The organism is bacterium (assembly GCA_020440705.1).
Lineage (GTDB): Bacteria > Krumholzibacteriota > Krumholzibacteriia > LZORAL124-64-63 > LZORAL124-64-63 > JAGRNP01.
On the sequence record JAGRNP010000016.1, the window covers coordinates 24,459 to 51,195 of the forward strand.

Below are 26,737 nucleotides of genomic sequence, written 5' to 3' on the forward strand. Positions count from 1 at the left end.
AACGTCTCGTGCGGGCGCGCGGCGCGCGGCGCCCGGACGATCTCCGCGTGGCGGCTCCCCGCCGTCGCCGGGCCTAGGATGCGGGCGCCGGCTGCGCCGCCACGTGGCGGGCGAGGGCCTGCAGCAGCAGCTCGGCGTCGATCGGCTTGGTGAGGTAGTCGTCCATGCCGGCGGCGAGGCAGCGGTCGCGGTCGGTCCGGAACGCGCCCGCGGTCAGGGCGATGATCGGGGTGCGCGGCAGGCCGGCCTCCCTCTCGTGGCGCCGCCAGGCTTCGGTGGCGTCGAAGCCGTCCATGACCGGCATCTGGCAGTCCATGAGGACCGCGTCGAAGCGTTCGGCGCGCCCGGCCGCCACCGCCTCGGCGCCGTTCTCCGCCAGCGTCATCTCGATGCCCTGGCGGCGCAGCAGCAGCGCCATCACCCGCTGGTTCAGGGCGTTGTCCTCCACGAGCAGGACGTGCAGACCCGCGATGGCCGCGCGGCCTTCCGCGGGTCTCGCGGCACGGGCTGCGGCCGGAGCGGGGGCGGCCGGGGTGGCCGGTCCCGCCGGGTAGGGGCCGGGCGTCGCCACCGCCGCGGCCGGGGCGAGGTCGACCCGGATCCGGAACACCGAGCCGCCCTCCGGACGGGGCGCCGCCGTGATCTCGCCCCCCATGAGGTTCATCAGGTTGCGGCAGATGGCGAGCCCGAGACCGGTGCCGCCGTAGCGCCGCGTCGTCGAGCTGTCGGCCTGGGTGAAGGCCGCGAAGAGGTCCTCGCCGGCGGTGGGATCGACGCCGCTGCCGGTGTCGGCGACGGCGATCTCCAGGCGCGTGTCGCCATCCGGGCGCAGGGCCGCCGTGGCCGTCAGCGCCACCGACCCCGCAGCCGTGAACTTGACGGCGTTGTCCAGCACGTTCAGCAGCACCTGGCGCAGGGCGACCGGGTCGCCGGCCAGGTGGGGCGGCAGGTCGGCGCCCACGTCGCAGCGGAATTCGAGCCGCTTGCGGAGCGCCGCGGGTCGCATGCGGTCGCACGCCTCGTGGATCAGCGCGCCGGGATCGAACGGAACGATGGTCAGGGCCCGCTCGCCCGCCTCGATGCGCGAGAAGTCCAGGATGTCGGTGATGATCGCCTGCAGGGCCTCGGCCGAGCGCCGGATCGTCTCCACCTGGTCGACCTGCTCCTCGTCGAGGTCCGAGCGCATGAGGAGCTGGGACATGCCGAGCACGCCGTTCAGGGGCGTGCGGATCTCGTGGCTCATGGTGGCGAGGAAGCGCGACTTGGCCTCCGAGGCGTGCTCGGCGCGGTCGCGCGCGTGCTGGAGGGCATGGGTCTGGCGGCGCACCTGCCGCCGCAACGACCACGACCACAGCAGCGCGAGCAGCGCCACCAGCAGCACCGGCACGACGATGCGGGCGGCCCAGCGCAGGTACTCGGCCGACGAGTGCTCGTGCTCGAGCACCCCGAACCACTCGTCGTAGATGCGGTCGTACTCGCCGGTCGCCTTGACGATGACCAGACCCTGGTTCAGACGGGGCACCAGGTCGGCGTGCGCATGGGGCACGGCGAAGGCGTAGTGGGTCTGGAGCACCGGCTCGCCCACGCGCTCGAGATTCTCCAGGCCCAGCTCGCGGGCCACGTGCAGGCCGCGCAGCTCGGACATGAGGCAGGCGTCGACCTCGCCGGCGGCGAGCAGGCGCAGGGCCTCGGCCGCGCTGTCGGTCCAGATGGGCGTTTCGGTGTAGCCGCGGTCGATGATGACCTGCTCCATGACGCCGTGGTCCTGCACCGCGATCTGCTTGCCGCGCAGGTCGGCGGCGCCGCGGATCCCCGTCTGGCCGCGCCGCACGAAGATGCGGTACTGCTGGCTCAGGTGGGGCGCCGTGAAGGCGTAGTGCAGCCGGCGCTCGGGCGACACCGTCATGCCCACGTGGATCTGGACGCTGCCGTCTTCCAGCCCCTCGCGGGCCTCGCGCCACGGGCCCAGGCGCACCTCGCAGTCGGCGCCGATGGTGCGACACACGGCCTGCAGCAGGTCGACGTCGAATCCCCGCGCTTCGCCGTCGTCCACGTAGTGGAAGGGCGCGTAGGTCTCGCCGCCGCCGGCGACGAGTTTCTCCCGCGCCTCGGCGCGACCCGGGACGGCCCCGAGCACGAGCGCCAGCAGACCCGGCAGCAGCATGACCGCGCGGCGCGTCATGGGCGCACCTCCTGCGGTGCGGCGCCGACCACGGCGAACCCGAACCGGTGGGCCAGCATGTGGGCCAGGGCGTCCGGGTCCAGGGGCTTGGCCAGGTGGGCATCCATGCCGGCCTCGCGGCTGCGTTCGGCGTCGTCGTCGCCGCCCTCGCCGGTCAGGGCGATCACCGGCACGCGGGCCACCGCGTCGGTGCGCTGCCGGATGCGCCGCACGGTCTCGAGTCCGTCGAGTTCGGGCATCTGGATGTCCATCAGCACGAAGTCGATGTCCGACGTGAGCTCTTCCAGCACCTGGCGACCGTCGCCGACGGTGAGGCAGCGCACGCCGAGGCGCTCGAGCTGCATCTCGGTGACGCGCCGGTTGATCTCGTTGTCGTCGGCGACGAGGGCCTGCAGGTCGAAGTGGGGCCGCTCGCGCTCGGTGCTCCCGTCCGGGGCCGACGCCGCCGAAGCGGGCAGCGGCAGCCGCACCCGGAACGTCGATCCGACGCCCACCACCGACTCGACCTCGATCACGCCGCCCATCAGCTCGACCAGGTGGCGGCTGATGGCCAGGCCGAGGCCGGTGCCGCCGAAGCGGCGCGTGGTGTCGGAGTCGGCCTGCTCGAACTGCTCGAAGATGGCGCCGAGGCGATCGGCCGGGATGCCGATGCCGCTGTCGACCACCGAGAGGACCAGGCCCGGGTTCGCGGCCGCGCCGGCCTCGGCCGCGACGACCACCGTCACGCCCCCGTGGGAGGTGAACTTGATGGCGTTGCCGACCAGGTTGAACAGCACCTGCCGCACCCGTGTCGGGTCGCCTTCGTACACCCGGTGCAGGTTCGCCGGCAGGCGCACGTCCAGGGCGATGCCCTTCTCGAGGGCGGTCGGCCAGAGCAGGGTCTCCACGTCGCGGGCCACGCGCTCGATGTCGAACGGCACGCGCTCGATCCGCATCTGGCCCGACGACATCTTCGAGTAGTCGAGGATGTCGTTGATGATGTGCAGCAGCGACTCGCCCGAGCGGATGATGATGTCGACGTTGGCCTGCTGCTCCGGGGGCAGGTCGGCGTTGCGCATGAGTCCGGCCACGCCGAGCACGCCGTTCAGGGGCGTGCGGATCTCGTGGCTCATGTTGGCGAGGAAGTCGCCCTTGGCCCGTTCGGCCACCCGGGCGCGCTCGAGCTCGACCTCCAGGCGGTTGTTCAGCTCGCGCATGCGCACGGCGATCGACATGTAGAACAGGGGCAGCACGAGCAGGCCGCACAGCAGCCCCGTGCCGATCTCGCGGTGGGCGGCCCAGTAGGGCGAGGACAGCAGCACCGCCCCGAAGCCGGCCATGCCGCAGGCCACGGCGAAGAGCAGGTGGCGCTGTCCGAAACGCATGCCGCTGCCCATGGCGACCCAGAAATACAGGGGGTAGTAGTAGGCGGCCAGCCCGCCGGCCAGGAACATGCTGCCCGAGACGACGGTCATGTCGGCGGCGATCATCAGGAAGCGCCGGAACGGCCAGCGGCCCGCATGGGGCAGCATGAAGAAACGCCAGGCGATGGCGAAGGCCAGATAGCCGCCGACGAGGGTGGCCGCGCGGCCCAGGTTCGCCGTGCGCACGTGGGGGAAGGCGCCGGCCGTCGCCGCGAAGACGACCAGCACGAACGCGGCGATGGCGATCCGCGCGCGCGACTGGGACAGTTCTTCGCGATGACAGTTGTCGACGACCACGAGGAGACCGCTTTCCGGGCGAGAGAGAGGTGTCTCCTGTTATCGGTCAACCTGCTCTGCGCTTTAGGGTTGGCCCTTCACCGGGGCGCCCTCGTGGCGCAGCAGCCAGGCCTTGGCGGCGAGGCCGCCGGCGAAGCCGGTGAGACGGCCGTCGGCGCCCACGACCCGGTGGCAGGGCACCACGATGGGCAGGGGGTTGCGGCCGTTGGCGGCGCCCACGGCGCGGCTGCCCCGGGGCGACGCCACCCGGTGGGCCAACTCCTTGTAGGACAGGGTTTTGCCGATCGGCAGGCGCACGAGTTCGTCCCAGACGCGGCGCTGGAAGGGGGTTCCCTCCGGCGCGAGGGGCAGGTCGAAGCGGCGCCGGGCCCCGGCGAAGTACTCGGTGAGCTGGGTGCGGGCGGCCGCCAGCACCTCGTCGTCGCCGCGAGGGCCGAGGGGGGCGGCGGGCCGGGTCTCCCCGGGCAGGACGATCCGCACCAGCGCCCGGCCGTTGCTGACCAGGACGAGCGGACCGAGGGGCGAATCGACACGGCAGTGGCGGGTGGTCTCAGGCACGGGGGTCCTCCTCGGGCGGGCCGGCCCACAGGTGCAGGGCGGCGTAGGCGCGCCAGGGCCGCCAGGCCTCGGCGCGGGTCTTCAGGTCGTGGTCGGGCAGGGCCCGGGCCAGGCCCAGGTCGCCGGCGGGAAAGGCGTCGGGCTCGCCGAGGCCGCGCATGGCCACGTAGTTCGCCGTCCAGGGCCCGATGCCGGGCAGGGCGCCGAAGCGGGCCACGAAGTCGTCGACCCCCCGCGGCGCCTCGAGCCGCAGCTCGCCCGCCGCCACGGCGGCGGCGAAGGCGCGCACGGTGGCGGCGCGGCGGGTCGTCAGGCCGAGTCCGGCGAGATCGGCGGCGGCCACCCGGGCCGGCGTCGGGAAGAGGCGGGTCAGGCCGGCGTGGGGCGTGGCGACCACGTCGCCGAGGCGATCGGCCAGGCGTCCGGTCACGGTGGTCGCCGCCGCCACGCTCACCTGCTGGCCGATGATGGTGCGCACCGCGGTCTCGAACGGATCCCAACCGCAGGGCAGGCGCAGGCCCGGACGCGCCGTCACCAGGGGGGCGAGCACGGGGTCGGCGCCCAGATGGGCGGCGATCAGGTCGGGCTCGGCGTCGCCGTCGAACATGCGGCGCACGCGGCCCACCAGGCCGGCGATGCCGGTGGGCGGGGGCAGGGCCAGGCGCAGGCGCAGTTCGTCGCGACCGGGCACCGGCGCGACCTCGAGCCAGCCGTCGCCGCCGGCGTGCCGCACCGTGCGCCGGTACACCCCGTCGGCGGCCGTCTCGACGCCGGGAACGGCGCGGCCCGCGAGGTAGGCGAGCAGGCCGTCCCAGTCGTAGGGCGGACGGTAGGCCAGACGGTGCTCGTACACGGCGCCGTCGGTGGCCGCCGCGCCGTCCCGGGCCCGCAGCTCGCCGGGCGTGCGGCCGAACACCGCGCGCATGCGGTCGTTGAACCGCCGCACCGAACCGAAGCCCGCCGCCGCGGCCACGCGGGCCATGGGCCAGCGCGTGTTCACCAGCAGCTGGCGGGCGAAGTGGGCGCGCCGGGTCTGGGCCACGGCCAGGGGCGTCGTGCCCAGATGCCCGGCGAAGAGCCGGTCGAGGTGGCGCGGCCCGATGCCCAGGGCGTCGGCCAGGTCGGCCACCGCATGGTCGTCGAGGTAGCCCGTGTCGATCAGGCGCAGGGCCCGCGTCACGGTGGCGCCGGTGCCCGACCACGCCGGCGTGCCCGGGGCCGTCTCGGGCCGGCAGCGCAGGCAGGGGCGGAAGCCGGCCTGTTCGGCCGCGGCGGCGCAGGCGTAGAAGTCGACGTTGGCGCGCCGCGGCGTCACCGCCGGGCAGACGGGTCGGCAGTAGATGCCCGTGGTGCGCACGGCGGTGAAGAAGCGGCCGTCGAAGCGGGGGTCGCGGCTGCGCACGGCGCGGTAGCAGATGTCGGCGTCGAGTTCCATGACGCCATGATAGCGCATCGACGCGCGGCCATTGGCCGGAATCGGACCTCCACGCGGCGCGCCCGGCCCGACGTAGTTGCTGACGGTTGCCCGGGCCGTCGCTATGATGACGGCACACATCCTCCCCAGCCCGCGAGGTGCGCCATGTGGGAAACCCCGCCGAATTTCAAGGTCGACCGGCGCGAGCCGCCCCATCATCCCGGACTCGGCCTGGTCCGGGTGACGGAGAACGGCGCCCTGGCCGCCAGCCGCTGGATGGGTCTCGGCGACGCCGTCGCCGCCGACCACGCCGCCCAGGACGCCATGACCGCCGCCCTGAACCTGCTGCCCATGCGCGGCCGCATCGTGTCCGACGAGGAGGGGCGCACCGGCGAGGCTTCGCCCCTGAGCACCGGCGCGGACGTGGGCACCGGCGAGGGGCCCGAGCTCGACGTGGAGATCAACGCCATCGACGGCGCGACCCTCGTGGCCGAGGGCAAGTCGGGCGCGCTCTCGGTGGCTGCCCTGGCGCCGCGCGGCGCCATGTGGCGGCCGGGCCCCGCGGTGTACCTGGACAAGCTGGTGGTCGACCGCTCGGTGGCCGACGCCATCGGGCCCGACGCCCTCGACGCCCCGCCCGGCTGGACCCTCGCCGCCGTCGCCCGCGCCAAGGGCAAGGACATCCGCGACCTCGTGGTCTTCATCCTCGAGCGCGAGCGGCACCTGAAGCTCATCGCCGAGGTGCGCAAGGCCGGCGCGCGCGTGCTGCTGCGCAAGGGCGGCGACATCGGGGGCGCCCTCATGGCGGCCGACCCGCACGTCTCGATCGACGTGCTCATGGGCATCGGCGGCTCGGCCGAGGGTCTCATGGCCGCCTGCGCGGTGAAGGCCCTGGGCGGTGCCATGTTCGCCCGCAGCGCGCCCCAGAGCGAGGGCGAGCGCGAGGCGTGCCGCACGGCCAACGTCGCGCCTGACCGCATCCTCACCCACGACGACCTCGTGGCCGGCGACGAGGTGTTCTTCTCGGCCACGGGGATCAGCGACGGCTGGCTGCTGAACGGCGTGAACTTCCACGCCGGGACCATCGAGACCCAGTCCCTGGTGCTGCGCTACGAGACCGGCACCCGCCGCCTGATCAGCACCGAGCACCGCGTGAAGTAGGCGATGACCGACACGTCCGCACCCCGCGCCTCCTTCTGGACCCGGCTCCGCGCCTGGCTGGCCGACGAGTCGGTCTTCTTCGCGCGTCCGGCGGCCATCGTGCGCGGCTACGACCGGGCGAACCTGCGCCCCGACCTCGTCGCCGGCCTCACCGTGGCGGTGGTGCTGCTGCCCCAGGCCATCGCCTACGCCATGATCGCCGAGCTGCCGCCCCAGATGGGGCTCTACGCCGCCATCGTCGCGGCCATCGCCGGCGCCCTGTGGGGCTCTTCGTGGCACCTGCACACAGGCCCGACCAACGCCGCCAGCCTGCTCGTGCTGGCCTCGCTGCTCACGGTGGCCGAACCGGGCTCGCCCCAGTTCCTCGCCGCCGCCGGCTACATGGCGATCATCGTGGGGCTGATCCGGCTGCTGATGGGGCTGCTGCGCATGGGCGTGCTGGTGAACTTCGTCGCCGACAGCGTCATCGTCGGCTTCACCGCCGGCGCCGGCGTGCTGATCAGCGTCAACCAGGTCCGGCACCTGCTGCGGGTCGAGATCGCGAGCACGCCCGAGGTGGGGCGCACGGTGCAGGCCCTCTACTGGGCCACGCCCGAGACGCATCTGCCGAGCCTGGGCCTCGGACTCGGTGTCATCGCCCTGATCCTCGTGCTCAAGCGCCTGTGGCCGCGCCTGCCCGCGGCGCTGATCAGTCTCGTGCTGGCGTCGGCGGTGACGAAGGTCTTCGACCTGCCGCTGCGGGGCATCGACGTGCTGGGCGCGGTGCCGCGCTCGCTGCCGCCCCTGGCGCCCCTGCCCATCCTCGATTTCGACCTGATCTGGAAGCTGACGCCGGGCGCCCTGGCGGTGGCGGCCATCGGCCTCGCGGAGGCCCTGTCCATCGGGCGCAGCCTCGCCAGCCAGACCGGCCAGCGCCTCGACAGCAACCAGGAGTTCGTGGGGCAGGGCCTGGCCAACATGGCCAGCGGATTCTTCTCGGGCTTCCCCGTGAGCGGCTCGTTCACGCGTTCGGCGGTGGGCTACGCGGCGGGCGGCCGCACGCCGCTGTCGATGGTCTTCTCGGGCCTGTGGGTGCTCGTGGCCATGTTCGCCCTCGGGCCCATGGTGGCCTACCTGCCGCGCGCCGCCCTGGCCGGCGTGCTGGTGGTGACGGCCTGGGGCATGATCGACCGCACCGAGATCCGGCGCATCCGGCGCACGAGCGTGGGCGACACCTGGATCATGGGCTCGACCTTCGCCGCGACGATCCTGCTGCCGCTGGAATTCGCGGTGCTGGCCGGCGTGCTCGTGAGCTTCGCGCGCTACCTCATCAAGACCTCGACGCCGGGCGTGTATCCGGTGGTGCCCGACGAGAACTTCCGCCACTTCATCCGCGCCCGCGGCCAGATCGTGTGTCCGCAGCTGGGCATCATGGAGATCGAGGGCTCGCTGTACTTCGGCGCCGTGCACCACATCGAGGAGGCCCTGCGCGACAACCAGGAGCGGAACCCGGGCCAGATGTTCCTGCTGCTGCGCATGCACATGGTCGACGTGTGCGACGTGAGCGGGATCCACATGCTCGAGGGGCTCGTGAAGCGCTACCGTGACCGCGGCGGGGATGTCTATCTCGAGGGCGTGCGGCCGGGCGTGATGCACATGATCGGGCTCTACGGCTTCCAGCGGATGCTCGGCGCCGAGAACATCCTGAACACGGACAACGCCATCAGCCACCTCTTCCACAAGGTGCTGCACCCGGGCATCTGCATCTACCAGTGCAAGGAGCGGGTCTTCGGCGAGTGCCAGGCCCTGCCCAAGGACGACCATGCCGCCGACCTGCCCGACGCGGCGGAGATCCCGGCCCACCGGGTCCAGGAGCTGGCGCCGAGCGAGGTGCGCTTCCTGCTCGACGACCCGGAGAGCGGCGTGATCGTGATCGACGTGGGCGAACCGGGCGAGTACCGCGACTGGCACATCGAGAAGAGCTTCAGCCTGCCCCTGCGCCGGCTCGCGGCCGAGGGTTCGGGTCTGCCGCGCCAGGCGGGCATCGTCTTCGTCAGCCGCATGGGCCGGCGCGGGGCCCTGGCCGTGCACATCATGCAGGACCTGGGCTACGAGAAGGTGTACAACCTGCGCGGGGGCATGCTCGCCTGGGAGGCGGCCGGATTTCCCATCGCCGTGGAGTAGGGCCTCAGCCGGTGGGGTCGACTTCGTCGCGCAGGCGCTTGCGCAGCACCACGCGCCACAGCCGCCGCGCCAGTTCGGCCAGGAACTCGACGTCGCGGGGGCCGTAGTCGGACGGGCGGTTGCCCACGCCGACGACGGCGACGATCTTCCCGTCATCGTGGACGGGAACGGCCAGGTCGCGGCGCAGGGTGCCGAACGCGGCCGTGAGCGGGGCGTCGCAACGACTCGGCTCGTTGCGGATCACCGGCGCGGCGGCTTCCAGGCACGCGCTCCAGAAACCGGTCTGGTCGAGGTCCTCGTCGTGCTCCTGCACCGCCGGGGAGGTGTTGGCCCCGGGCGCCACCACGTTGTGGATCCGGATGCGCGCCGGCGCGGCCGACCGCACGAAGAAGTAGCCGTGGCGGCTGCCGGTGAGCCGGACCATGGCCTCGAGTCCGGCCTGCTGGATCTCGTGGAGGAAGGCGTCGTCGATCATGGCGAGCAGGTCGCGGGAAAACGCCTGCACCGCCGGATCGAACTCCGGGCTTTCGTAACTGGGCTGCATGGCTTCGCTGTCCTCTCGGCCCCCCGGCCCACGCACCGTCTACGAGTAACCTTTAGATAATTATCGGAGATTCTGTGCAAAAAATCCAACAAAAAATCGCACTAATTTTGAGGTTTTGTCGTGTTCGCTGAAGCCCAGTCCCGGCGGGCACTCGTCTTCGGCCTGCTGGCGGTGCTGGCCTGGTCGACGGTGGCCACGGCCTTCAAGCTGGCCCTCCGGCACCTGGACCATTTCCAGCTCCTCTTCCTTGCCAACGTGTCCTCCCTCTTGTCGTTGGGAGTGGTGCTGGCGATCGGCGGCGGCTGGCGCCGGCTGGGCCGGGTCAGCCGGGCCCAGCTCGGCCGCACCGCCCTGCTGGGGCTGCTGAATCCCTTCCTGTACTACCTGGTGCTCTTCAAGGCCTACGCCCTGCTGCCGGCCCAGGTGGCCCAGCCCCTGAACTACACCTGGGCCCTGACCCTGGCCTGGCTCTCGGTGCCCCTGCTGGGCCAGCGCCTCACCTGGCGCGACGCGGTGGCCGGACTGGTGTGCTACGCGGGCGTGGTGGTGATCTCGACCGGCGGCCGGGTGGCCGGGATGCGGGTCGAGAGCCCCCTGGGGGTCGGCCTGGCCCTGGGCAGCACGATCATCTGGGCCCTGTACTGGCCGGGGAACACGCGCTTCGGCCGCGGCCCCGGGGGCGCTCGATCCGGTCGTGGGGCTGTTCCTGGGCTTCGCCTGGGCCCTGCCGCCGGTGGCGGCGGTGACGGCCCTGTTCAGCGATTTCGCCTTCCCGGCCGCCGGCGTGCTCGGCGGCGCCTACGTGGGCGCCATCGAGATGGGCTTCACCTTCGTGCTGTGGCTCAGCGCCATGCGCCTGACCGACTCGACGGCGCGCGTCGCCAACCTCATCTTCCTGTCGCCGTTCCTGTCGCTGGTCTTCATCCGCTTCGTGCTGGGCGAGGCCATCGTGCCGGGGACGCTGGTCGGGCTGGTGTTCATCGTCGGGGGGCTGGTTTGGCAGGGGCGGGGGCGGTCGGCCGACGGATCCGGCACGGCCTGATCTCCCTGTGAAAAAACCACTCCATATGTTATAATCGGGCGTCGTTTCCCATCGTGGACGGGCTCCCTGCGCCCGTCCCGCTCGTTCCGGAGGGATCTCTTGCACCGACTCGCCCGCGTTCTCGGTGGACTGGCGCTCGTTCTCGCCGCCGGTCCGGCCCTTGCCTCCTTCACGCCCATCCAGCTCGACGGCGAGTTCGCCGACTGGGACGGCCTGGCTCCCCTGCTCACCGACGCCAGCGGCGACGGCGGCACCGTCGACTTCGCGCGCATCTGGGTCACCAACGACCAGGACTACCTCTACATCCGCTTCGAGACCGGCGGCGAGGTGCAGCCGGACGAGCAGCAGGACATGCTCCTCTACATCGACACCGACGACAACCCGGCCACCGGCACGGCGATCAACGGCATCGGCGCCGACCTGTACTGGGAGATCGGCGGGCGCACGGGCACGTACAAGGGCAACGCCATCGACCACCCGGACATCGGCCTGATGATCGGCCCCACCGTCAGCAACACCGAGTTCGAACTGGCCCTGCGACGCGACGCGACGCCCAACGGCCAGGCCCTGTTTCCGGCGGGCCAGATCAGCCTCGTGCTGCGCGACGGCGTGAGCCAGGACCGCGCCCCCAACGCCACCGGCCTGGACTACGCCTTCACCGCCGGCAGCGACGTGGCGCCCACCCTCGACCTGGGCCGCAACGATCCGGACGACGTGCGGCTCGCCTCGTGGAACGTGCAGAGCGACGCCCTGTGGAACGGCGGCGCGGCCGAGGCGGCGCAGAACCGCCTGCTCGACGCGGTCGATCCGGACGTGCTGATCCTGTGCGAGGTGTGGAACCACAGCGCGAGCCAGACGGCCGCCAAGATCGAGACCTTCCTGCCCAGCGGCGCCGGCGAGAGCTGGAGCGCGGTGAAGCTCGACCAGGGCAACGTGATCGTGAGCCGCTTTCCCATCCTCGACAGCTGGGAGGTGAACCCCGGCTACCGGATCACCGCGGCGCTGCTCGACCTGGGCGCGGGCTTCGACACCGACCTGCTGGTCATCGCCAACCACTGGCGCTGCTGCACCGACGACGCCAGCCGCCAGGAGGAGGCCGACTCGGTGGTCGAGTTCCTGGCCGACATGCGCTCGCCCGGCGGCGTCATCACCCTGCCCGCCGACACGCCGGTGCTGCTCGGCGGCGACTTCAACCTGGTGGGCTGGCGCCAGCAGCTGGACACCATCACCACCGGCGACATCGTCAACAACGGCAGCTACGGTCCCGACGCGGCCCCCGACTGGGACGGCACCGACCTGGGCCACGCCCTGAGCCGCCATCCGGACGGCCGCGCCGGCTACACCTGGCGCAACGACTTCAGCAGCTTCTATCCCGGCGTGCTCGACTGGATCTTCTACACGGACAGCGTGGCCTTCCTGCAGCACGACTACATCCTCGAGACGCGCACCATGCTGCCGGCCACCCTGAGCGCCAACGGCCTGCTGCAGGACGACACGTGGGACGCCAGCGACCACGCCATGCGCGTGGCCGACTTCAGCTTCACGAACCTCGCGTCGCCGGTGCCCGACCTGGCCGTGGGTGCGCGCGGCGCGCGGCTGCTGCCCAACGCGCCGAACCCGTTCAACCCCTCGACGCGGCTCTTCTTCGAGCTCGCGGCGCCGGCCACCGTCGAGCTGCGCGTGTACGACGCGCGCGGCGCCCTGGTGCGCCGCCTCGACGCGGGCGCGCTCGCGGCGGGCGTGCACGACGTGACGTGGGACGGCGCCGACGACGCGGGCCGGCCCGTGGCGTCGGGCGTGTACCACGTGCAGCTGCGCGGGGCCCTGCCCGGCGGGCTGGTGCGCGACGTGCGCTCGATCGTGCTCGTCGAGTAGGATCCGGCCGCCCCGGCGGTCCGGCGAAGTGTCCCGGTGTCCCATTCCCACCACGGAATGGGACACTTTTTTGCGACACATGTCGGGGGTTCGGTCGTGTCCGAATCGGCGCACGGACCGTGCCGGGAAAGGTAACTCGTTGCCGAGCATTGTTTTGAAAAGTGTCCCGCAAAATGGGCACCTGCTTTGCAATAGGTGGGGTGCACCTCCCAATCCGGCTTTTTGAGCGAGGGGCCGGATTTCCAGGCGGAGGGGCTGGCAGGGCGAACCCAGCTCCTCCGCACCCCCCGAACCCGGGACTGCTTGGCGAACGCGGTCCCGGGTTCATCTTGTCCGGCAGCGAACCCCCCCCGCCGGGCGGTCGGCTTGATTTCGACCGCGTCTGATGCGACCTTTGGAGCCAAGGAGACCCCGCAAACCGGGGCCTTTCCCCCCAGTATCAGCGAGGAGGATGGGATGCATATCTCGGTCACCAGGAACCCCAATCCCCCGGCTCCCCCGACCGGCGACTACGGCTTCGGCTCCAAGTTCACGCCCCACATGTTCCTCATGGAATGGAAGGACGGCGTCTGGTCGAACCCCCGTATCGAGCCCTACCGCAATTTCAGCATCGATCCCGCGGCCAAGGTCCTGCACTACGGCCAGGAGATCTTCGAGGGTATGAAGGCCTACCGGAACAAGCAGGACGGCACCGTCCACATGTTCCGCCCCGACAAGAACGTCAAGCGGTTCAACATCAGCTGCGAGCGCATGTGCATGCCCGCGGTCGATCCGCAGCTCTTCATGACCGCGCTGGAGATGCTCATCGACATGGACCGCCACTGGGTGCCCGAGAGCCCCAATGCGCTGTACATCCGGCCGACCATGATCTCGACCCAGGTCGGGCTCGGCGTGAAGGCGAGCACCGAGTACACGTTCTTCGTCATCGTCGGCCCGGTCGGCTCGTACTTCGTGAACGGCATCAACCCCCTGCGCCTGCGCGTGGAGGAGAAGTACGTGCGCAGCGCCCACGGCGGCACCGGCTTCGCCAAGACCGGCGGCAACTACAGCGCCGCCCTGCTGCCCATCCAGCTGGCCCAGAAGGCCGGCTACGACAACATCATCTGGCTCGACGCGCGGGAGATGAAGTACGTCGAGGAGATGGGCGCCATGAACATCTGCTTCGTGTACGACGACCACGTCATCACGGCGCCGACCGGCGACACGATCCTCAACGGCGTCACGCGCGACTCGGTGGGCGTGCTGCTGCAGGACATGGGCACCCGCTGGGTCGAGGAGCCGCCGGCCATCGCCCAGATCATCGAGGACGCCCACAGCGGCAGGCTGAAGGAAGTCTTCGCCTGCGGCACCGCGGCGGTCGTCACGCCGGTGGGCGTGATCCACTTCCAGGGCCATGACCACCAGATCGGCGACGGCGGCGAGGGGCCCCTGACGCTGAAGCTGCGCCAGACCCTGACCGGCATCCACGCCGGCGGCAGCACGCACCACCCCGAGTGGCTGCACGTAGTGCCGGTGCACGAGAACGTGTAGGGCCCGCGCGGCTCGCCGACCATCCGGCCCGCCCGGTCATCTGCCGGGCGGGCCTTTTTACGCCCGCCCGCGCGGCGACCGTGCTAACATGGTGGCCGAATGGCGCCACCCGGCGCCGCACACAGGGGGGACCATCATGACATCCCGAACCGTGCTCGCGTGGGGGCTGCTGCTCGGTCTGGCGGCGACGCCGGCCGCGGCCGTGCACCTGAACGAGGTCCGCGTCTGGCAGCCGGACACGACGTCCATGGGCGGGCCCGACGACCGCTCGAATCGCGACGCCTACGTGGAGTTCGCGGGCGAGCCCGGCGAGGACCTGGCCGGGATCCGCTTCCACACCGTTTCGGGCGGCGGCGTGGTGCAGACGAGTCTCGCCCTGCCCGCGGTCCTGCCCGCCGACGGCATCTACGCCTTCGGCATCTTCGACGCCTTCGCCTTCGAACAGCCCACCCAGTGGTGCACCGGCTACGACGACCTCATCCAGGCCCCGATGTCGTTCCCGGGCGGCCTGATCCTGTACGCGTCGAGCGACCAGACGCTGCTGCTGGTGTCCGGCGGCTGGCTCGGCGAGTTCGGTACCGATCTCGACGTCGACGACGACGGCGTGCTGGAACAGCCGCCCGGCGTGACGATCCTCGACAGCGTCGGCCTCCGGGCGCAGGGAACCGGGCACCTCTACAGCGCGCACACCATCGCCGCCCACGCCGGCGACCTCGTCGCGCGCGTCGTCGACGTGCGGGGCCGGGTGGTGCGCACCCTGGCCGCCGGCGAGGAGTTCGGCGCGGGGCGGCAGGAGCTGACCTGGAACGGCCGCGACGACGCCGGCCGGCCCTTGCCGTCGGGGGTGTATTTCTATAAGATCCAGGCAGGCGATGCGGAGGCGACCGGCCGGCTGGCCCTGATCAAGTAGGGCCCGGGGTCGCGAGCCGCGTCCGACGTTTCGAAAACGACTGATCCGCCCTGGCCGGGTGCAGAGCCGTCCGTCAGATCGTTCGTTTTCCCTGGAGCCTGTCCGCGCGAGCGGGCAGGCTCCTTGACGTCCGGGGGATCGCTCGCCCTAGGCCGCCGCCCCCCGCTTCTGCGCCCGCCACATCAGCAGCATCAGCAGGGCCGTCGAGACGATGGCCCGCACCGCATACACGGTGGCCAGGGTGCCCTTGCTCGAGAGCAGGGAGAAGGCCGGCGCCGCCAGCAGCCCCAGCCACGCCGCGAACGACTCGGTGTTTTCCGTCGCCCGCCACAGGCGGTGCACCACGGGGAAGTAGGCGATCACGAGGATGAGCTGGATCAGCAGGTGCGAGGTGGCGTGGCGACCGCTGAGGGCCCAGAAGGCGAGGATCGCGGCCACGGCGAGGGTGCAGCCGAGGTCGAAGCGCGTGAAGCGGGTCGAGGCGTCGCCGAGCACGGCGATGATGATCGCCACGTACACGCAGAGGAAGAGGTCGGCGACGTTGAGGATGTTGTCGAGAGGGGTGTAGGTGCCGCCGGCGAGGTAGGTGCCCAGGCTGCCGGCCACGGCGACCGAGAAGAAGATCCACATGGCCAGGGCGGGCCTGATGGCCCCGCGCCGGATCTGCACCGTGTAGCGCACGGCGATGAACACGTTGATCAGGACGACGGCGGCGACGGAGAAGAGCTGCACGGGGAGCCCCGATCGGTTGGGTGGTTGCCGGGAAGATGATCCGGCGGCCGGCGGCGCGCCAGCCCAATCTGCGCTTTCAAGCGGGCCCCGGGCGCATATAATGGGGAGTCAGGCCGATCCACCGTCCGCGCGGAGAAGACCCATGCAGAACCTGAAGCTCACCCGGCCCCTGGCCGTCTTCGACCTCGAGACCACCGGCATCGACGTCGAGAAGGACCGCATCGTCCAGCTCGCGATCATCCGGGTCGAGCCCTACGGGACCCGGCGCACCTTCGAGACCCTGGTCAACCCGGAGCGGCCCATTCCGCCCGAGGCCACCGCGGTCCACGGCATCAAGGACGCCGACGTGCGGGACGCGCCGACCTTCGCCCAGGTGCGGCGCGAAGTGGAGGAGCTGCTGGCCGACGCCGACCTGGCCGGCTTCAACTCGGTGAACTTCGACCAGCCCCTGCTGATGGCCGAGATGAAGCGCGCCGGCTCGGAGCTGGAGTTCCGCGGCCGCCGGCATCTGGACGCCATGCGCATCTTCCACCGCATGGAGCGCCGCGACCTGACCGCCGCCTACCGCTTCTACTGCGACAAGGAGCTCACCGGCGCCCACAACGCCCTGGCCGACACCGCGGCCACCCTCGAGATCCTCGACGCCCAGGTGGGGCGCTACGAGGAGGTGCCGGACGAGGTCGAGGCGCTGCATGCCTTCTGCAATCCGGACGAGGGGCGCTTCGTCGACCGCACGCGCAAGCTCGTGTGGAACGACCAGGGCGAGGCCGAATTCACCTTCGGCAAGTACCAGGGCCGCTCGCTCAACGCGGTGTGCGAGGAGAACCGCGGCTACCTGGAGTGGATGCTGAACAAGGACTTCAGCGAAGAGGTGAAGGGCATCCTGCGCGAGGCCCTCGGCGGCGTGTTTCCGCGGAAGGACGGCTGAGCATGGCCCGGGAAGACGGCAAGGACCAGAAGGCGCAGAACGAGATGCGCCTCGAGTTCCCCGGCGCGCCGGACGACGCGCCCGAGTTCGAGAACACGCCCCTGACCCGGGCCGAGTACATCACGGCCCTTTCGCATTTCTACCGCGCCGAGATGCACCGTTCGCTGGTGTGGCGGTCGCGCCTGGACACGACCACCAACTGGGCCATCGTGGCCACCCTCGCGATCCTCACCGCGAGCCTGAACAACCCGACCTACGCCGGCGAGGCGCTCATGCTGGGCATGCTCGCCAACATCGTCTTCCTGACCATCGAGGCCCGCCGCTTCCGCTTCTTCGACGTGTGGCGCGCGCGGGTGCGCATGCTCGAGGAGAACTTCTACGGCGGCATCCTGCGGCGCGACCAGGTCAGCCCCCTCAACTCGTGGGGCGCCCACGTGGCCGACGACCTGCTCTGCCCGCGCTTCCACCTCACCCGCCTGCAGGCCTTCCGGGCCCGCCTGATGCGCAACTTCCGCTGGATCTTCATTTTCCTGCTGTGCGCCTGGATCGTGCACCGTCTCGCGCCCCTGAGCGAGGCGAGCGGCACCGGCATGACTTCGGTGCCCGGCTGGGTGCCCGACGCGGTAGTGGCGATCATCTACCTGTCGCTGCTGGCCATCGTGATCTTCACGCCCAAGGCCCTGGCGCCCGAGGTGGCGTACTGGCCGGACCCGGAGCATCCGGGCGAGGACATCTCCTCGCTGGACGTGTGATTCCGCGGCTGGATCCCGGCCTGCATGCGAAGGCCCCGGGCGACGACGCCCGGGGCCATTGCGTCGGCGGGCGGTCCGGCTACCAGCGCGTGATGCCGCGCACGCACAGGAAGCGCGCGTAGGCGATCTCGCCGATGGCCACCAGGTAGATGACCACCGTGAAGATCACGGCGCCGGAGCCCATGAGCGCCGCGCCGTCCTTCATGCCGAAGTTGTGGATCGAGGTGGCGATCAGGGAGAGCAGGGCCACGAAGAAGAGCGGTCCGGCGACCCGGCGACGCAGCAGCAGCGCGATCGAGCCGGCGACGGCGCCCCAGACGGCGAGGGCCCAGGTGGCGTCGACCCAGGTGGGGAAGCCGTAGAAGAACTCGAGCTGCTCGGGCGTGAACTGGCTCATGTACGACTCGTTGCGCGTCTGGGTCATGAGGTAGTCGAAGGCCCCCATGAGGTTCCACAGCAGGGTGACGATGCCCACGATCCACAGGTGTTTGGGGGCGGGCTTGGTTCGGGATTCGGTCATGATCGCCTCCAGGGCGGGGTGGGGGTCGGCGGCCGAGTATGGCCCCAAACAAGTCCGGGAATCAATCTCAACTCGCCGCCGGCGGTCGGATCAGATCTGACCGACCGGTGGCCAGTTTCAACCCCCGCCCGCCGGCGGGCGGAGTCCGTCCCGGCCGAAACCCGCCCCAATCCCCCCATTCGAGGCGTTACGGGAACCCTTTAGCGGCACGCCCCTTGCGAGTCGCGCGGCGGAGCAATGCGCCGTTTCCGGTCGGAAGCGGCCCCGTGTCCGTCGGCGGCAGCCGGGCGGACGGTGCGCGCGACAGAAAGGCGACCCATGGCCACAGGGGACCAGTTCAGCGGCAGATCGGTGCTCGTCACCGGGGGCACCGGCTCGTTCGGGCAGGCGTTCACGCGGCGCATCCTGGCCGAGTCGAACCCGCGCCGGCTGATCATCTTCAGCCGCGACGAGCTCAAGCAGTCGGAGATGCGCCGGGCCTTCCCGCCCGAGGCGCACCCCAACATCCGCTTCTTCATCGGCGACATCCGCGACAGGGACCGCCTGTACCGCGCCCTGCAGAAGGTGGACATCGTGGTGCACGCGGCGGCGCTCAAGCAGGTCGACACCGCCGAGTACAATCCCTTCGAGGCGGTGCGCACCAACGTCCTCGGCTCGCAGAACGTGATCGACGCGGCCATCGACTGCGGCGTGCGCAAGGTGTTGGCGTTGAGCACCGACAAGGCGGCCAACCCCATCAATCTCTACGGCGCGACCAAGCTCGCCGCCGACAAGCTCTTCACCGCCGCCAACAACTACGCGGGCGCCGACAGCACGCGCTTCGCCGTGGTGCGCTACGGCAACGTGCTCGGCAGCCGCGGCAGCGTGGTGCCCCTGTTCACCAAGCTGCGCGCCTCGGGCACGATCCCCATCACCGATCCGCGCATGACCCGTTTCTGGATCACCATCGACCAGGCCGTGGCGTTCGTCTTCGCGCGCCTGGCCGGGATGCGCGGGGGCGAGGTCTTCGTGCCCAAGATCCCGAGCATGAAGCTGGCCGACATGGCGCGCGCCATCTGCCCCGACTGCGAGCAGCACGTGGTGGGGGTGCGTCCGGGCGAGAAGATGCACGAGGTGATGGTGCCCGCCGACGAGGCGAGCCACACGGTCGACATGGGCGACCACTACGTGATCCTGCCGGCGTTCCACCACTGGGAGGGCGCCGGGTACATGGCCAACTACGGCGGCGAGCCCGTGCCCGAGGGCTTCGTCTACAGCTCCGAGACCAACGAGCACTGGCTGGGCGAGGGCGAGTTCCTCGAGCTGGTGGGACTGAAACCGACGGCGGCCTCGCGGCGGCCCGAGCCCGTGGGCGCCTGATGCGGCGACCCGTCCGGACCGGATCCGCAGCGCGAACCCGACAAGGAAGCGACATGACGCACACGACCGGAACCACCACCACCGCGACGCCGGCCGCCACGGGGCAGCTCGCCCACTGGTCGGCCGACTTCGGCGACGCCTACACCGAGCGCAACGTCGTGGCCTGGCGCGACCGCCTCGCCGGTTTCCGCACCGTGCTGGGCGACCTGCCGGTGTCGTCGGTCCTCGAGGTGGGTTGCAACCGGGGGCACAACCTGCAGGCCCTGGCGCACCTGCATCCGGACGCCGCCATCGTGGGCATCGAGCCCAACGCGACCGCGCGCGCCGTCGCCGCGGGGAACGGCTGCGACGCGCGCCCCGGCGACGCCTTCGCGCTGCCGGTGGCGGACGGCGCCTTCGATCTGGTGTTCACGGCCGGCGTGCTGATCCACGTGGCCCTGCCCGACCTGCCGCGGGCCCTCGACGAGATCCACCGCGCGGCGCGGCGCTGGGTGCTGGCCATCGAGTACTTCGCCGACACCGAGACGTCGATCCCGTACCGCGGCCGCGACGACCTGCTCTGGAAGCGCGACTTCCGCGACCACTATCGCCGCCGCTTCGCCGACCTGGCCCTGGTGGGCGAGGGCTACCTCGACGCCGCGAGCGGCTTCGACCGCTGCCACTGGTGGCTGTTCGAGAAGCCGGGGGCGGGCGCCTGATGGCGGCCCGGGAACAGGGCATCGGCCTGCTCGTGATCCGCGCCGACGCCGGACCGGTGATCGGCACCGGCCACGTGCTGCGGGGCCTGGCCCTGGCTGCGGCCTGGCAGGCGCGCGGGGGCGCGGTGCTGCTGCTCAGCCATGCCATGCCGGGCGAGCTCGCGCGGCGCGTCCGCGAGGCCGGGGTCGAGGTGGCCGATCCGGGGGCCCGGCATCCGGCCGCCGGCGATCTGGCCGCCACCGTGCGTTGCGCCCGCGACCGCCGCGCGGCGGCGCTGGTGCTCGACGGCTACTTCCTCGATCCGGGCTACCAGCGCGGTGCGGGTGCGGCCGGCTGTCCGGTGCTCGTGCTCGACGACCACCGGCACCACCCGCACTACGACGCCGACCTGCTGCTCAACCAGAACCACGGCGCCGAGGGCCTCGACTACGTGACGAACGAGGGCTGCCGGCTGCTGCTGGGCGCGCCCTACACCCTGCTGCGGCCGGAGTTCCTGGCCGCCCGGCCCCGGGAACGCGACCGGCCCCACGGCGGGCCCTTCCACCTGCTGGTCACCCTCGGCGGCAGCGACGTGGCGACGCTGGTGCCGCGCCTGCTCGAGGGCATCAGCGACCCCGAGCTGGACGTGACCATCGCCGCGGGCTCGTCGAGCGCCAACCTGGCCGCGCTGGAGGCGTGGGCCGCGGGTTCACCGCTGCGCCCCCGCGTGGTGAGCGCCGCCGCCGACATGCCGCGCCTCATGAACCGGGCCGATCTGGCCCTCAGCGGCGCCGGGACCACGGCCTGGGAGCTGGCCTACCTGGGCGTGCCCGCGCTGCTGGTCGAACTGGCCGACAACCAGGCGCCCATCGCCGAGGCCCTGTCCGACAGCGGCGCGGCCATCGCCCTGGGGCCCGTGGCCGGCTGCAACCGCTGGCACATCGCCTCCCTGGTGGGCGCGCTGCGCGGCACCTCCGAGCGCCTGCACCAGATGTCGCGGGCCGGACGCGATCTCATCGACGGCCGCGGCGCCCTGCGCGTCGTGGACGCCCTGCTCGACGCGCGACGCCATGGCGGGCGCGGGATGCGGCCCCCGCAGGAGGTGACGGCGTGAGCATCGCCATCGTCGACGCCGGGCTGGGCAACCTGCGCTCGGTGGCCAACGCCGTGGCGGCGCTGGGCGCGGCGCCGGCCATCGTGCGCAGCCCGCACGACCTGGCCGCCGCCGACGCGATCATCCTGCCCGGCGTGGGCGCCTTCGGCGACGGCATGCGGCGCCTGCGCGCCGGCGGCTGGGTGCCCGCCCTCGAACAGGCGGTGCTCGGCGAGGGCAAGCCCTTCCTGGGCATCTGTCTCGGCATGCAGCTGCTCGCGAGCCGCGGCACCGAACACGGCGACCACGCCGGACTCGGCTGGCTCGACGGCACCGTGACCCGCCTGCCCGGCGGCGATCCGGCCGTGCGCGTGCCCCACGTGGGCTGGAACGACGTCGAGATCGCGGGCGACGGCGGCATGTACGCCGGCTGCGGCCCGGCGCCCGACTTCTACTTCGTGCACTCGTACCGCTTCGAGCCCGCCGACCCGGCGGTGGTGACCGGCTGGTGCACCCACGGCGTGCGCTTCGCGGCGAGCGTGGCGCGCGGGAACATCCGGGCCGTGCAGTTCCATCCGGAGAAGAGCCAGGGGGCGGGCATGGCCGTGCTGCGCAACTTCCTCCCGGCGGTTCCGGCGACGCCGGCGGCCCCGGTGATCCTGGAGGTGACGATGTGCTGAAGCATCGTCTCATCCCGGTGCTGCTGCTGAAGGACGGCCAGCTCGTGCGCAGCGAGGGCTTCGCCACGCACCAGATCATCGGCGATCCGTACCACGAGGTGGCGCGGTTCAACGAGTGGAACGTCGACGAGATCATCTACCTCGACATCTCGCGCGGCGACCGCTACGACCTCGGCCGCAGCGACACGCGTTCGGCCGAGATGGGCGATCCGCTGGACATTCTTGCGGAGGTGAGCCGCACCTGCTTCATGCCCCTGTGCTGGGGGGGACGTCTGCGCACTCTCGACGACATCCGGTCGGTCATCAGCCGGGGCGCCGACAAGGTGGCCCTGTGCACGGCGGCCCACGCGACGCCCGGGCTGATCACGGCGGCGGCCGAGGCGTTCGGGGCCCAGGCCGTGGTCGTGTGCCTCGACGTGAAGGGCGGCACGGTGTGGGTCGAGGGCGCGACGGTCGACACCGGTCGCGACCCGGTGGCGTTCGCGCGCGACGTGGTCGCGCGGGGCGCGGGGGAGATCCTGCTGCAGGCGGTGGAGCGCGACGGCGCGGGCGAGGGCTACGACACCGAGCTGATCGCGGCGGTGAGCGCCGCGGTGCCGGTGCCGGTGATCGCCCTCGGCGGCGTCGGCCGCTACGAGCACTACGCCCGCGGCATCGGCGCGGGGGCGGCGGCCGTGGCCGCAGCCAACATCTGGCATTTCAAGGAACTGAGCGATCGCGGCGGCAAGCGCGCCCTGGCGGGGGCGGGCGTGGCCGTGCGCGGCTTCGGGAAGGGTTGATCCGATGCAGTACTGCACGAAGTGCGTGTACCCCGCGGCCTCGGCCACGGCGCTGACCTTCGACGACGACGGCGTCTGCAGCGGCTGCCGCACGGCCGCGGTGCGCGACCAGCTCGACTGGGACGCCCGCTGGCAGGACTTCCTCGAGACCGTCGACGCCTACCGCAGCGACACGAACTACGACATCCTGGTGCCGGTGTCCGGCGGCAAGGACAGCTACTACCAGGTGCACGTGGTGAAGGAGCTCGGCCTGAAGCCCCTGCTCGTCACCTATCACGGCAACAACTACACCGAGGACGGCACCTACAACCTGCTGCGCATGCGCGAGGTCTTCGACTGCGACCACGTGATCGTCGAGCCGGGCGTGGACGTGCTGCGGAAGATGAACCGCATCGGCTTCCGGCTGCAGGGCGACATGAACTGGCACGCCCACTGCGGCATCTTCACGGTGCCGATCCAGGTGGCGGTGCGGTACCGGGTGCCGCTGATCCTGTGGGGCGAGCACGGGTTCATGGACCTGGGTGGCATGTACTCGTTCCGCGACTACGTCGAGTTCACGGCCAAATTCCGCAAGGAGCACGCCCTGCGCGGCTTCGACTGGCACGACTTCACCGACGAGGGCCTGGCGCAGCTGGGCCGGCCGGAGCTCGCCGAGGGCCTGCGCGCGAAGGACCTGCTCTGGGCGCAGTACCCCACCGACGACGAGATCGACGCGCTGGGCGTGCGCGGCATCTACCTGAGCAACTTCGTCAGGTGGGAGGCCAACGACCACGTGAAGATCGTCTCGGAGAAGTACGGCTGGCGGCCGGCGCAGACGCCCTTCGAGCGCACCTACCGCACCATGAGCAACCTGGACGACATGCACGAGAACGGCATCCACGACTACCTGAAATTCGTGAAGCTGGGCTACGGCCGGGGCACCGACCACAGCTGCAAGGACATCCGCGCCGGCCTGATCTCCCGCGACGAGGGCATCGCCCACGTGCAGCGCTACGACCACGTGAAGCCGCGCCGCGATCTCGAGCGCTGGCTGGACTACGTGGGCCTGACCGAGACCGAGTTCGACCGCGTGTGCGACGGCTTCCGCGACCGCCGCGTGTGGCGCATCGAGAACGGCCGTTGGGTGAAGGACACCTTGTGGGGCGAACCCTGCGTGGACCAGCCGGTGACGGCCGACGCGGCCGAGGAGGTGCGGGCATGAAGACCGTGGCCATCATCCAGGCCCGTCTGGGCAGCACGCGCCTGCCGGGCAAGGTGCTGCGCGAACTGGGCGGCAAGCCCATGCTCGAACGGGTGGTGCGGCGGGTGCGGCGGGCCGCGACCCTCGACCAGGTGGTCGTGGCGACGACCGGCCTCGACGGCGACCGCCCCGTGGTCGAGCTGTGCGACGAGCTGGGCGTCGACGTGTGGCGGGGATCGGAGCACGACGTGCTCGACCGCTTCCACGGCGCGGCGCGGGCCACCCGGGCCAACGTCGTGGTGCGCATCACCGCGGACTGCCCGTTCATCGATCCCGGCGTCATCGACCAGGTGGTCGGCGAGTACCGCGAGCGCCTGCCCGAGGTCGATTACGCCAGCAACGTCGCCCCGGTGCGCTGCTGGCCACGGGGTCTGGACACCGAGGTGTTCGGCTTCGCGACCCTGAACCGGATCTGGCGCGAGGACGACGACCCGGCCCGCCGCGAGCACGTGACGCCGTTCATCTACCGGCACCCCGAACTGTTCCGTCTGCACAACGTGGTGGGGCCCGGCGACGAGTCGCACCACCGCTGGACCGTGGACACGCCCGAGGACCTCGCCCTCGCGGCGGCCGTGTACGACCACTACGGCCACGACCTCTTTTCCTGGCGCGACGTCCTTGCGCTCGTGCGGCAGCAGCCGGAGCTGAGCGCGCTGAACGCCCACGTCGAACAGAAGGCGCCGGTGTAGCACATGGTCAAGGATCGGGCAGGGGAACGGAATCAGGCGCGGGCGGGGCGGCGGAAGTGCAGCACGCCGTCGTGTTCGCGGTCGAGCGTCAGGCCGGCGTGCTCGGCGACGCGGATCGACGCGGTGTTGCCGGCCCTGACCTCGGCCCGCAGGGGACCGGGCAGGCGGTCGGCGAGCAGCCGGACCATGGCCTTGGCGACGCCTCGTCCGCGGGCCGGCGGCGCCACGGTCCAGGACAGCTCCCAGGTGTCGGTGCCCGGATCGCGATCGGCCCGCACGACACCCACCGGCTCGTCGCCGCTCTGGGCGACCAGGAGCAGCCGGTCGGGGCTGGCGAGGGAGGCGGCGAGCCAGGCCGTGTGCTCGGCTTCGCCCACCGCGGCAGGGTTGTGGCTGGCCCGGCGCGTCTCGGGGTCGTTGCGCCAGGCGCGCAGCAGGGGGGCGTCGGCGGTGGTCGCGTCCCGCAACTCGATTTTTCCGGCCATGGTGCTGCCTCCGGTGACGGGGCGCGGCGCCCCGGACCCGCGGACCATACACCAAGGCACGCCGCCTGGGGAGGAGGGAACGCGATGAACGACGCCGGACATCCCGCGCCCGCCCCGGTGCGCCTCGGCGACCGCGAGGTCGGTCCCGGCCGGCCCGTGTTCGTGGTGGCCGAGCTGTCGGCCAACCACGGCCACGACTACGACACGGCCCGGCGGCTGGTCGAGGCCGCGGCCCGCGCCGGCGCCGACGCCGTCAAGGTGCAGACCTACACGCCGGACACCCTGACCATCGCCTGCGACCGGCCGGAGTTCCGCATCGGCACCGGTACCCAGTGGGAAGGCCGCACGCTCCACGACCTGTACGCCGAGGCCCACATGCCCTGGGACTGGCAGCCGCGCCTCATGGCGGCCGCCGCCGAACTGGGCGTGCCGCTGTTCTCGACCCCCTTCGACGAGAAGGCGGTCGACTTCCTCGAGGACATGGGCGTGGCCTGCCACAAGATCGCCAGCTTCGAGCTGGTCGATCTGCCGCTGATCCGCAAGGCCGCGGCCACGGGCAAGCCGCTGATCATGTCGACGGGCATGGCGTCGGCCGACGAGGTGGCGGAGGCGGTGGCGACGGCCCGCGCGGCCGGCGCCGGCGGCCTGGTGCTGCTCAAGTGCACGAGCGCCTACCCGGCCACCCCCGACAGCATGAACCTGCGCACCATCGGCGACCTGGCCGCGCGCTTCGGCGTCCCGGCCGGCCTGTCCGACCACACCCTGGGCATCGCCGTGCCCGTGGCCGCGGTGGCGCTGGGCGCCTGCATGGTGGAGAAGCACATCACCCTGCGCCGGGCCGACGGCGGCCCCGACGCGGCGTTCTCCCTGGAGCCGGACGAGTTCGGCGCCATGGTGCAGGCCGTGCGCGTGGCGGAACAGGCCCTGGGCGAGGTGCGCTACGGCGTGGGCGTGAGCGAGGAGGCGAGCCGCGTCTTCCGGCGCTCGCTCTTCGTGGTGGCGGACGTGGCGGCGGGCGAGGAACTGACGACGGAGAACGTCCGGGCCATCCGGCCCGGCTACGGATTGCACACGCGGCACCTGGACGAGGTGCTGGGCCGCAGGGCGTCCCGCGACATCGCGCGGGGCACGCCCCTGGGCTGGGAACTGGTGGCGAGCGGCGATCCGGCCGCGGCAACGATCGGGAGCGGAACATGAGCGAGAACAGACTGAGCGAATGGCGCGAAGAGGAGTACCTGGCGGCGAACCCCGACGTGCAGGAGTCCGTCGCCCGGGGCGAAGTGGCCGACGGCTACACCCACTGGGTCACCTGCGGGCAGTTCGAGAACCGGCCCGGCGCCGCCCTGACGACCGGCGCCGCGGGCACGACGCGCTACTGCACCGACCCCTGGATCAATGCGGAGTTCGATCCGGCCGGGTCGGTCAAGATGTGCTGCATGAACAATCTCCACGAGAACCTCGACGACTTCGCCGACCTCGAGCAGCTGCGCCAGGCGGACGCCTTCCGCCAGCTCCGGCACGACCTCCTGACCGGCAACCTGTCGGCCGCGTGCCGGGCCTGCCACATCCGGCCGACGGTGCCGACGCAGCGCTTCGTGCGCAACATCTGCGGCTACGACCAGGGGCGCATCTCGCCCCTGAACCCGGGCCAGCTGACGACCGCCCGCGTCGACATCAACGAGCAGTGCAACCTGCGCTGCGTGTACTGCGCCGTGAGCCAGCC

Annotated in this window: 22 protein-coding genes and 2 pseudogenes; 16 read left to right on the plus strand and 8 right to left on the minus strand. The window is 71.6% G+C overall.

All coding sequences use genetic code 11. From position 1 onward, the window contains the following. Positions 1-73 precede the first annotated feature (73 nt). From KDM41_04330 to KDM41_04345, 4 genes are all read right to left on the minus strand, one after another. The gene (locus KDM41_04330) at positions 74-2,182 is read right to left on the minus strand and encodes a transporter substrate-binding domain-containing protein (GenBank protein ID MCB1182639.1); all 2,109 of its coding nucleotides are present in this window, start codon (positions 2,180-2,182) and stop codon (positions 74-76) included. Beyond that, the gene (locus KDM41_04335) at positions 2,179-3,882 is read right to left on the minus strand and encodes a response regulator (protein ID MCB1182640.1); all 1,704 of its coding nucleotides are present in this window, start codon (positions 3,880-3,882) and stop codon (positions 2,179-2,181) included. The genes KDM41_04330 and KDM41_04335 overlap by 4 nt, the downstream gene beginning before the upstream one ends. A 63-nt stretch (positions 3,883-3,945) precedes the next feature. After that, positions 3,946-4,440 carry a methylated-DNA--[protein]-cysteine S-methyltransferase gene (locus KDM41_04340; protein ID MCB1182641.1) on the minus strand — a complete coding sequence of 165 codons (495 nt, stop codon included), beginning with the start codon at positions 4,438-4,440 and terminating at the stop codon, positions 3,946-3,948. After that, positions 4,433-5,893 carry a DNA-3-methyladenine glycosylase 2 family protein gene (locus KDM41_04345; protein MCB1182642.1) on the minus strand — a complete coding sequence of 487 codons (1,461 nt, stop codon included), beginning with the start codon at positions 5,891-5,893 and terminating at the stop codon, positions 4,433-4,435. The genes KDM41_04340 and KDM41_04345 overlap by 8 nt, the downstream gene beginning before the upstream one ends. A 126-nt stretch (positions 5,894-6,019) precedes the next feature. On the opposite strand from KDM41_04345, the gene KDM41_04350 reads away from it, so the two are divergent. Continuing rightward, positions 6,020-7,015 (plus strand): fructose-bisphosphatase class II family protein, encoded by a 996-nt coding sequence (locus tag KDM41_04350; GenBank protein ID MCB1182643.1) that lies wholly within the window; start codon positions 6,020-6,022, stop codon positions 7,013-7,015. Positions 7,016-7,018: 3 nt separating this feature from the next. Further along, the gene (locus KDM41_04355; protein ID MCB1182644.1) at positions 7,019-9,178 is read left to right on the plus strand and encodes an STAS domain-containing protein; all 2,160 of its coding nucleotides are present in this window, start codon (positions 7,019-7,021) and stop codon (positions 9,176-9,178) included. A gap of 4 nt (positions 9,179-9,182) precedes the next feature. Here KDM41_04355 and KDM41_04360 read toward each other — a convergent pair whose 3' ends face one another. Continuing rightward, on the minus strand, positions 9,183-9,722 hold the full coding sequence (locus KDM41_04360; protein ID MCB1182645.1) for a GAF domain-containing protein: 540 nt from the start codon (positions 9,720-9,722) through the stop codon (positions 9,183-9,185). A gap of 120 nt (positions 9,723-9,842) precedes the next feature. Between KDM41_04360 and KDM41_04365 the strand changes: the two are divergent. The 4 genes and pseudogenes from KDM41_04365 to KDM41_04380 all read left to right on the plus strand — a co-directional run bounded on the left by KDM41_04365 (position 9,843) and on the right by KDM41_04380 (position 15,079). Beyond that, a pseudogene (locus tag KDM41_04365) lies at positions 9,843-10,764 on the plus strand (DMT family transporter). A gap of 99 nt (positions 10,765-10,863) precedes the next feature. Continuing rightward, the gene (locus tag KDM41_04370) at positions 10,864-12,639 is read left to right on the plus strand and encodes an endonuclease/exonuclease/phosphatase family protein (GenBank protein MCB1182646.1); all 1,776 of its coding nucleotides are present in this window, start codon (positions 10,864-10,866) and stop codon (positions 12,637-12,639) included. 456 nt (positions 12,640-13,095) lie between these two features. Continuing rightward, positions 13,096-14,169, plus strand: a complete 1,074-nt coding sequence (locus tag KDM41_04375) for a branched-chain amino acid aminotransferase (protein ID MCB1182647.1) — start codon at positions 13,096-13,098, stop codon at positions 14,167-14,169. Between the two features lie 136 nt (positions 14,170-14,305). Further along, the gene (locus KDM41_04380) at positions 14,306-15,079 is read left to right on the plus strand and encodes a hypothetical protein (GenBank protein ID MCB1182648.1); all 774 of its coding nucleotides are present in this window, start codon (positions 14,306-14,308) and stop codon (positions 15,077-15,079) included. A 147-nt stretch (positions 15,080-15,226) separates the two neighbouring features. Here the strand turns inward: KDM41_04380 and KDM41_04385 are convergent, their stop codons facing one another. Continuing rightward, positions 15,227-15,811: a hypothetical protein gene (locus KDM41_04385; GenBank protein ID MCB1182649.1), complete on the minus strand. Its 585-nt coding sequence runs from the start codon at positions 15,809-15,811 to the stop codon at positions 15,227-15,229. Between the two features lie 142 nt (positions 15,812-15,953). Between KDM41_04385 and KDM41_04390 the strand changes: the two genes are divergently transcribed. Together KDM41_04390 and KDM41_04395 are read left to right on the plus strand one after the other, a co-directional pair. After that, complete coding sequence (locus tag KDM41_04390; protein ID MCB1182650.1) at positions 15,954-16,739, plus strand: 3'-5' exonuclease; 786 nt, start codon at positions 15,954-15,956, stop codon at positions 16,737-16,739. A gap of 2 nt (positions 16,740-16,741) precedes the next feature. Continuing rightward, the gene (locus KDM41_04395; protein MCB1182651.1) at positions 16,742-17,491 is read left to right on the plus strand and encodes a DUF2270 domain-containing protein; all 750 of its coding nucleotides are present in this window, start codon (positions 16,742-16,744) and stop codon (positions 17,489-17,491) included. A 79-nt stretch (positions 17,492-17,570) separates the two neighbouring features. Here KDM41_04395 and KDM41_04400 read toward each other — a convergent pair whose 3' ends face one another. Beyond that, the gene (locus KDM41_04400; GenBank protein ID MCB1182652.1) at positions 17,571-18,011 is read right to left on the minus strand and encodes a hypothetical protein; all 441 of its coding nucleotides are present in this window, start codon (positions 18,009-18,011) and stop codon (positions 17,571-17,573) included. Positions 18,012-18,329: 318 nt separating this feature from the next. On the opposite strand from KDM41_04400, the gene pseB reads away from it, so the two are divergent. From pseB to KDM41_04430, 6 genes and pseudogenes are all read left to right on the plus strand, one after another. After that, complete coding sequence (pseB, locus tag KDM41_04405) at positions 18,330-19,370, plus strand: UDP-N-acetylglucosamine 4,6-dehydratase (inverting) (protein MCB1182653.1); 1,041 nt, start codon at positions 18,330-18,332, stop codon at positions 19,368-19,370. A gap of 53 nt (positions 19,371-19,423) precedes the next feature. Beyond that, positions 19,424-20,068, plus strand: a complete 645-nt coding sequence (locus KDM41_04410) for a methyltransferase domain-containing protein (GenBank protein MCB1182654.1) — start codon at positions 19,424-19,426, stop codon at positions 20,066-20,068. Further along, positions 20,068-21,162: a UDP-2,4-diacetamido-2,4,6-trideoxy-beta-L-altropyranose hydrolase gene (pseG, locus tag KDM41_04415; GenBank protein ID MCB1182655.1), complete on the plus strand. Its 1,095-nt coding sequence runs from the start codon at positions 20,068-20,070 to the stop codon at positions 21,160-21,162. The genes KDM41_04410 and pseG overlap by 1 nt, the downstream gene beginning before the upstream one ends. Next, positions 21,159-21,821 carry an imidazole glycerol phosphate synthase subunit HisH gene (gene hisH, locus KDM41_04420; protein ID MCB1182656.1) on the plus strand — a complete coding sequence of 221 codons (663 nt, stop codon included), beginning with the start codon at positions 21,159-21,161 and terminating at the stop codon, positions 21,819-21,821. Before pseG ends, hisH begins: the two co-directional genes overlap by 4 nt. Further along, positions 21,815-23,801, plus strand: a pseudogene (gene hisF / locus KDM41_04425) (imidazole glycerol phosphate synthase subunit HisF). Before hisH ends, hisF begins: the two are co-directional and overlap by 7 nt. Further along, on the plus strand, positions 23,798-24,529 hold the full coding sequence (locus KDM41_04430; GenBank protein MCB1182657.1) for a glycosyltransferase family protein: 732 nt from the start codon (positions 23,798-23,800) through the stop codon (positions 24,527-24,529). Before hisF ends, KDM41_04430 begins: the two are co-directional and overlap by 4 nt. Positions 24,530-24,561: 32 nt before the next feature. On the opposite strand, the gene KDM41_04435 is transcribed toward KDM41_04430, so the two are convergent. Continuing rightward, the gene (locus KDM41_04435; GenBank protein ID MCB1182658.1) at positions 24,562-25,014 is read right to left on the minus strand and encodes a GNAT family N-acetyltransferase; all 453 of its coding nucleotides are present in this window, start codon (positions 25,012-25,014) and stop codon (positions 24,562-24,564) included. Positions 25,015-25,098: 84 nt separating this feature from the next. Here KDM41_04435 and pseI point away from each other — a divergent pair, with 84 nt between their 5' ends. Together pseI and KDM41_04445 are read left to right on the plus strand one after the other, a co-directional pair. Then, entirely contained in the window at positions 25,099-26,211 is a 1,113-nt protein-coding gene (pseI, locus tag KDM41_04440) for a pseudaminic acid synthase (GenBank protein MCB1182659.1), read from the plus strand. Continuing rightward, positions 26,208-26,737 (plus strand): hypothetical protein (locus KDM41_04445; protein ID MCB1182660.1); only part of this gene is annotated, 530 nt, incomplete at its 3' end. The genes pseI and KDM41_04445, both read left to right, overlap by 4 nt.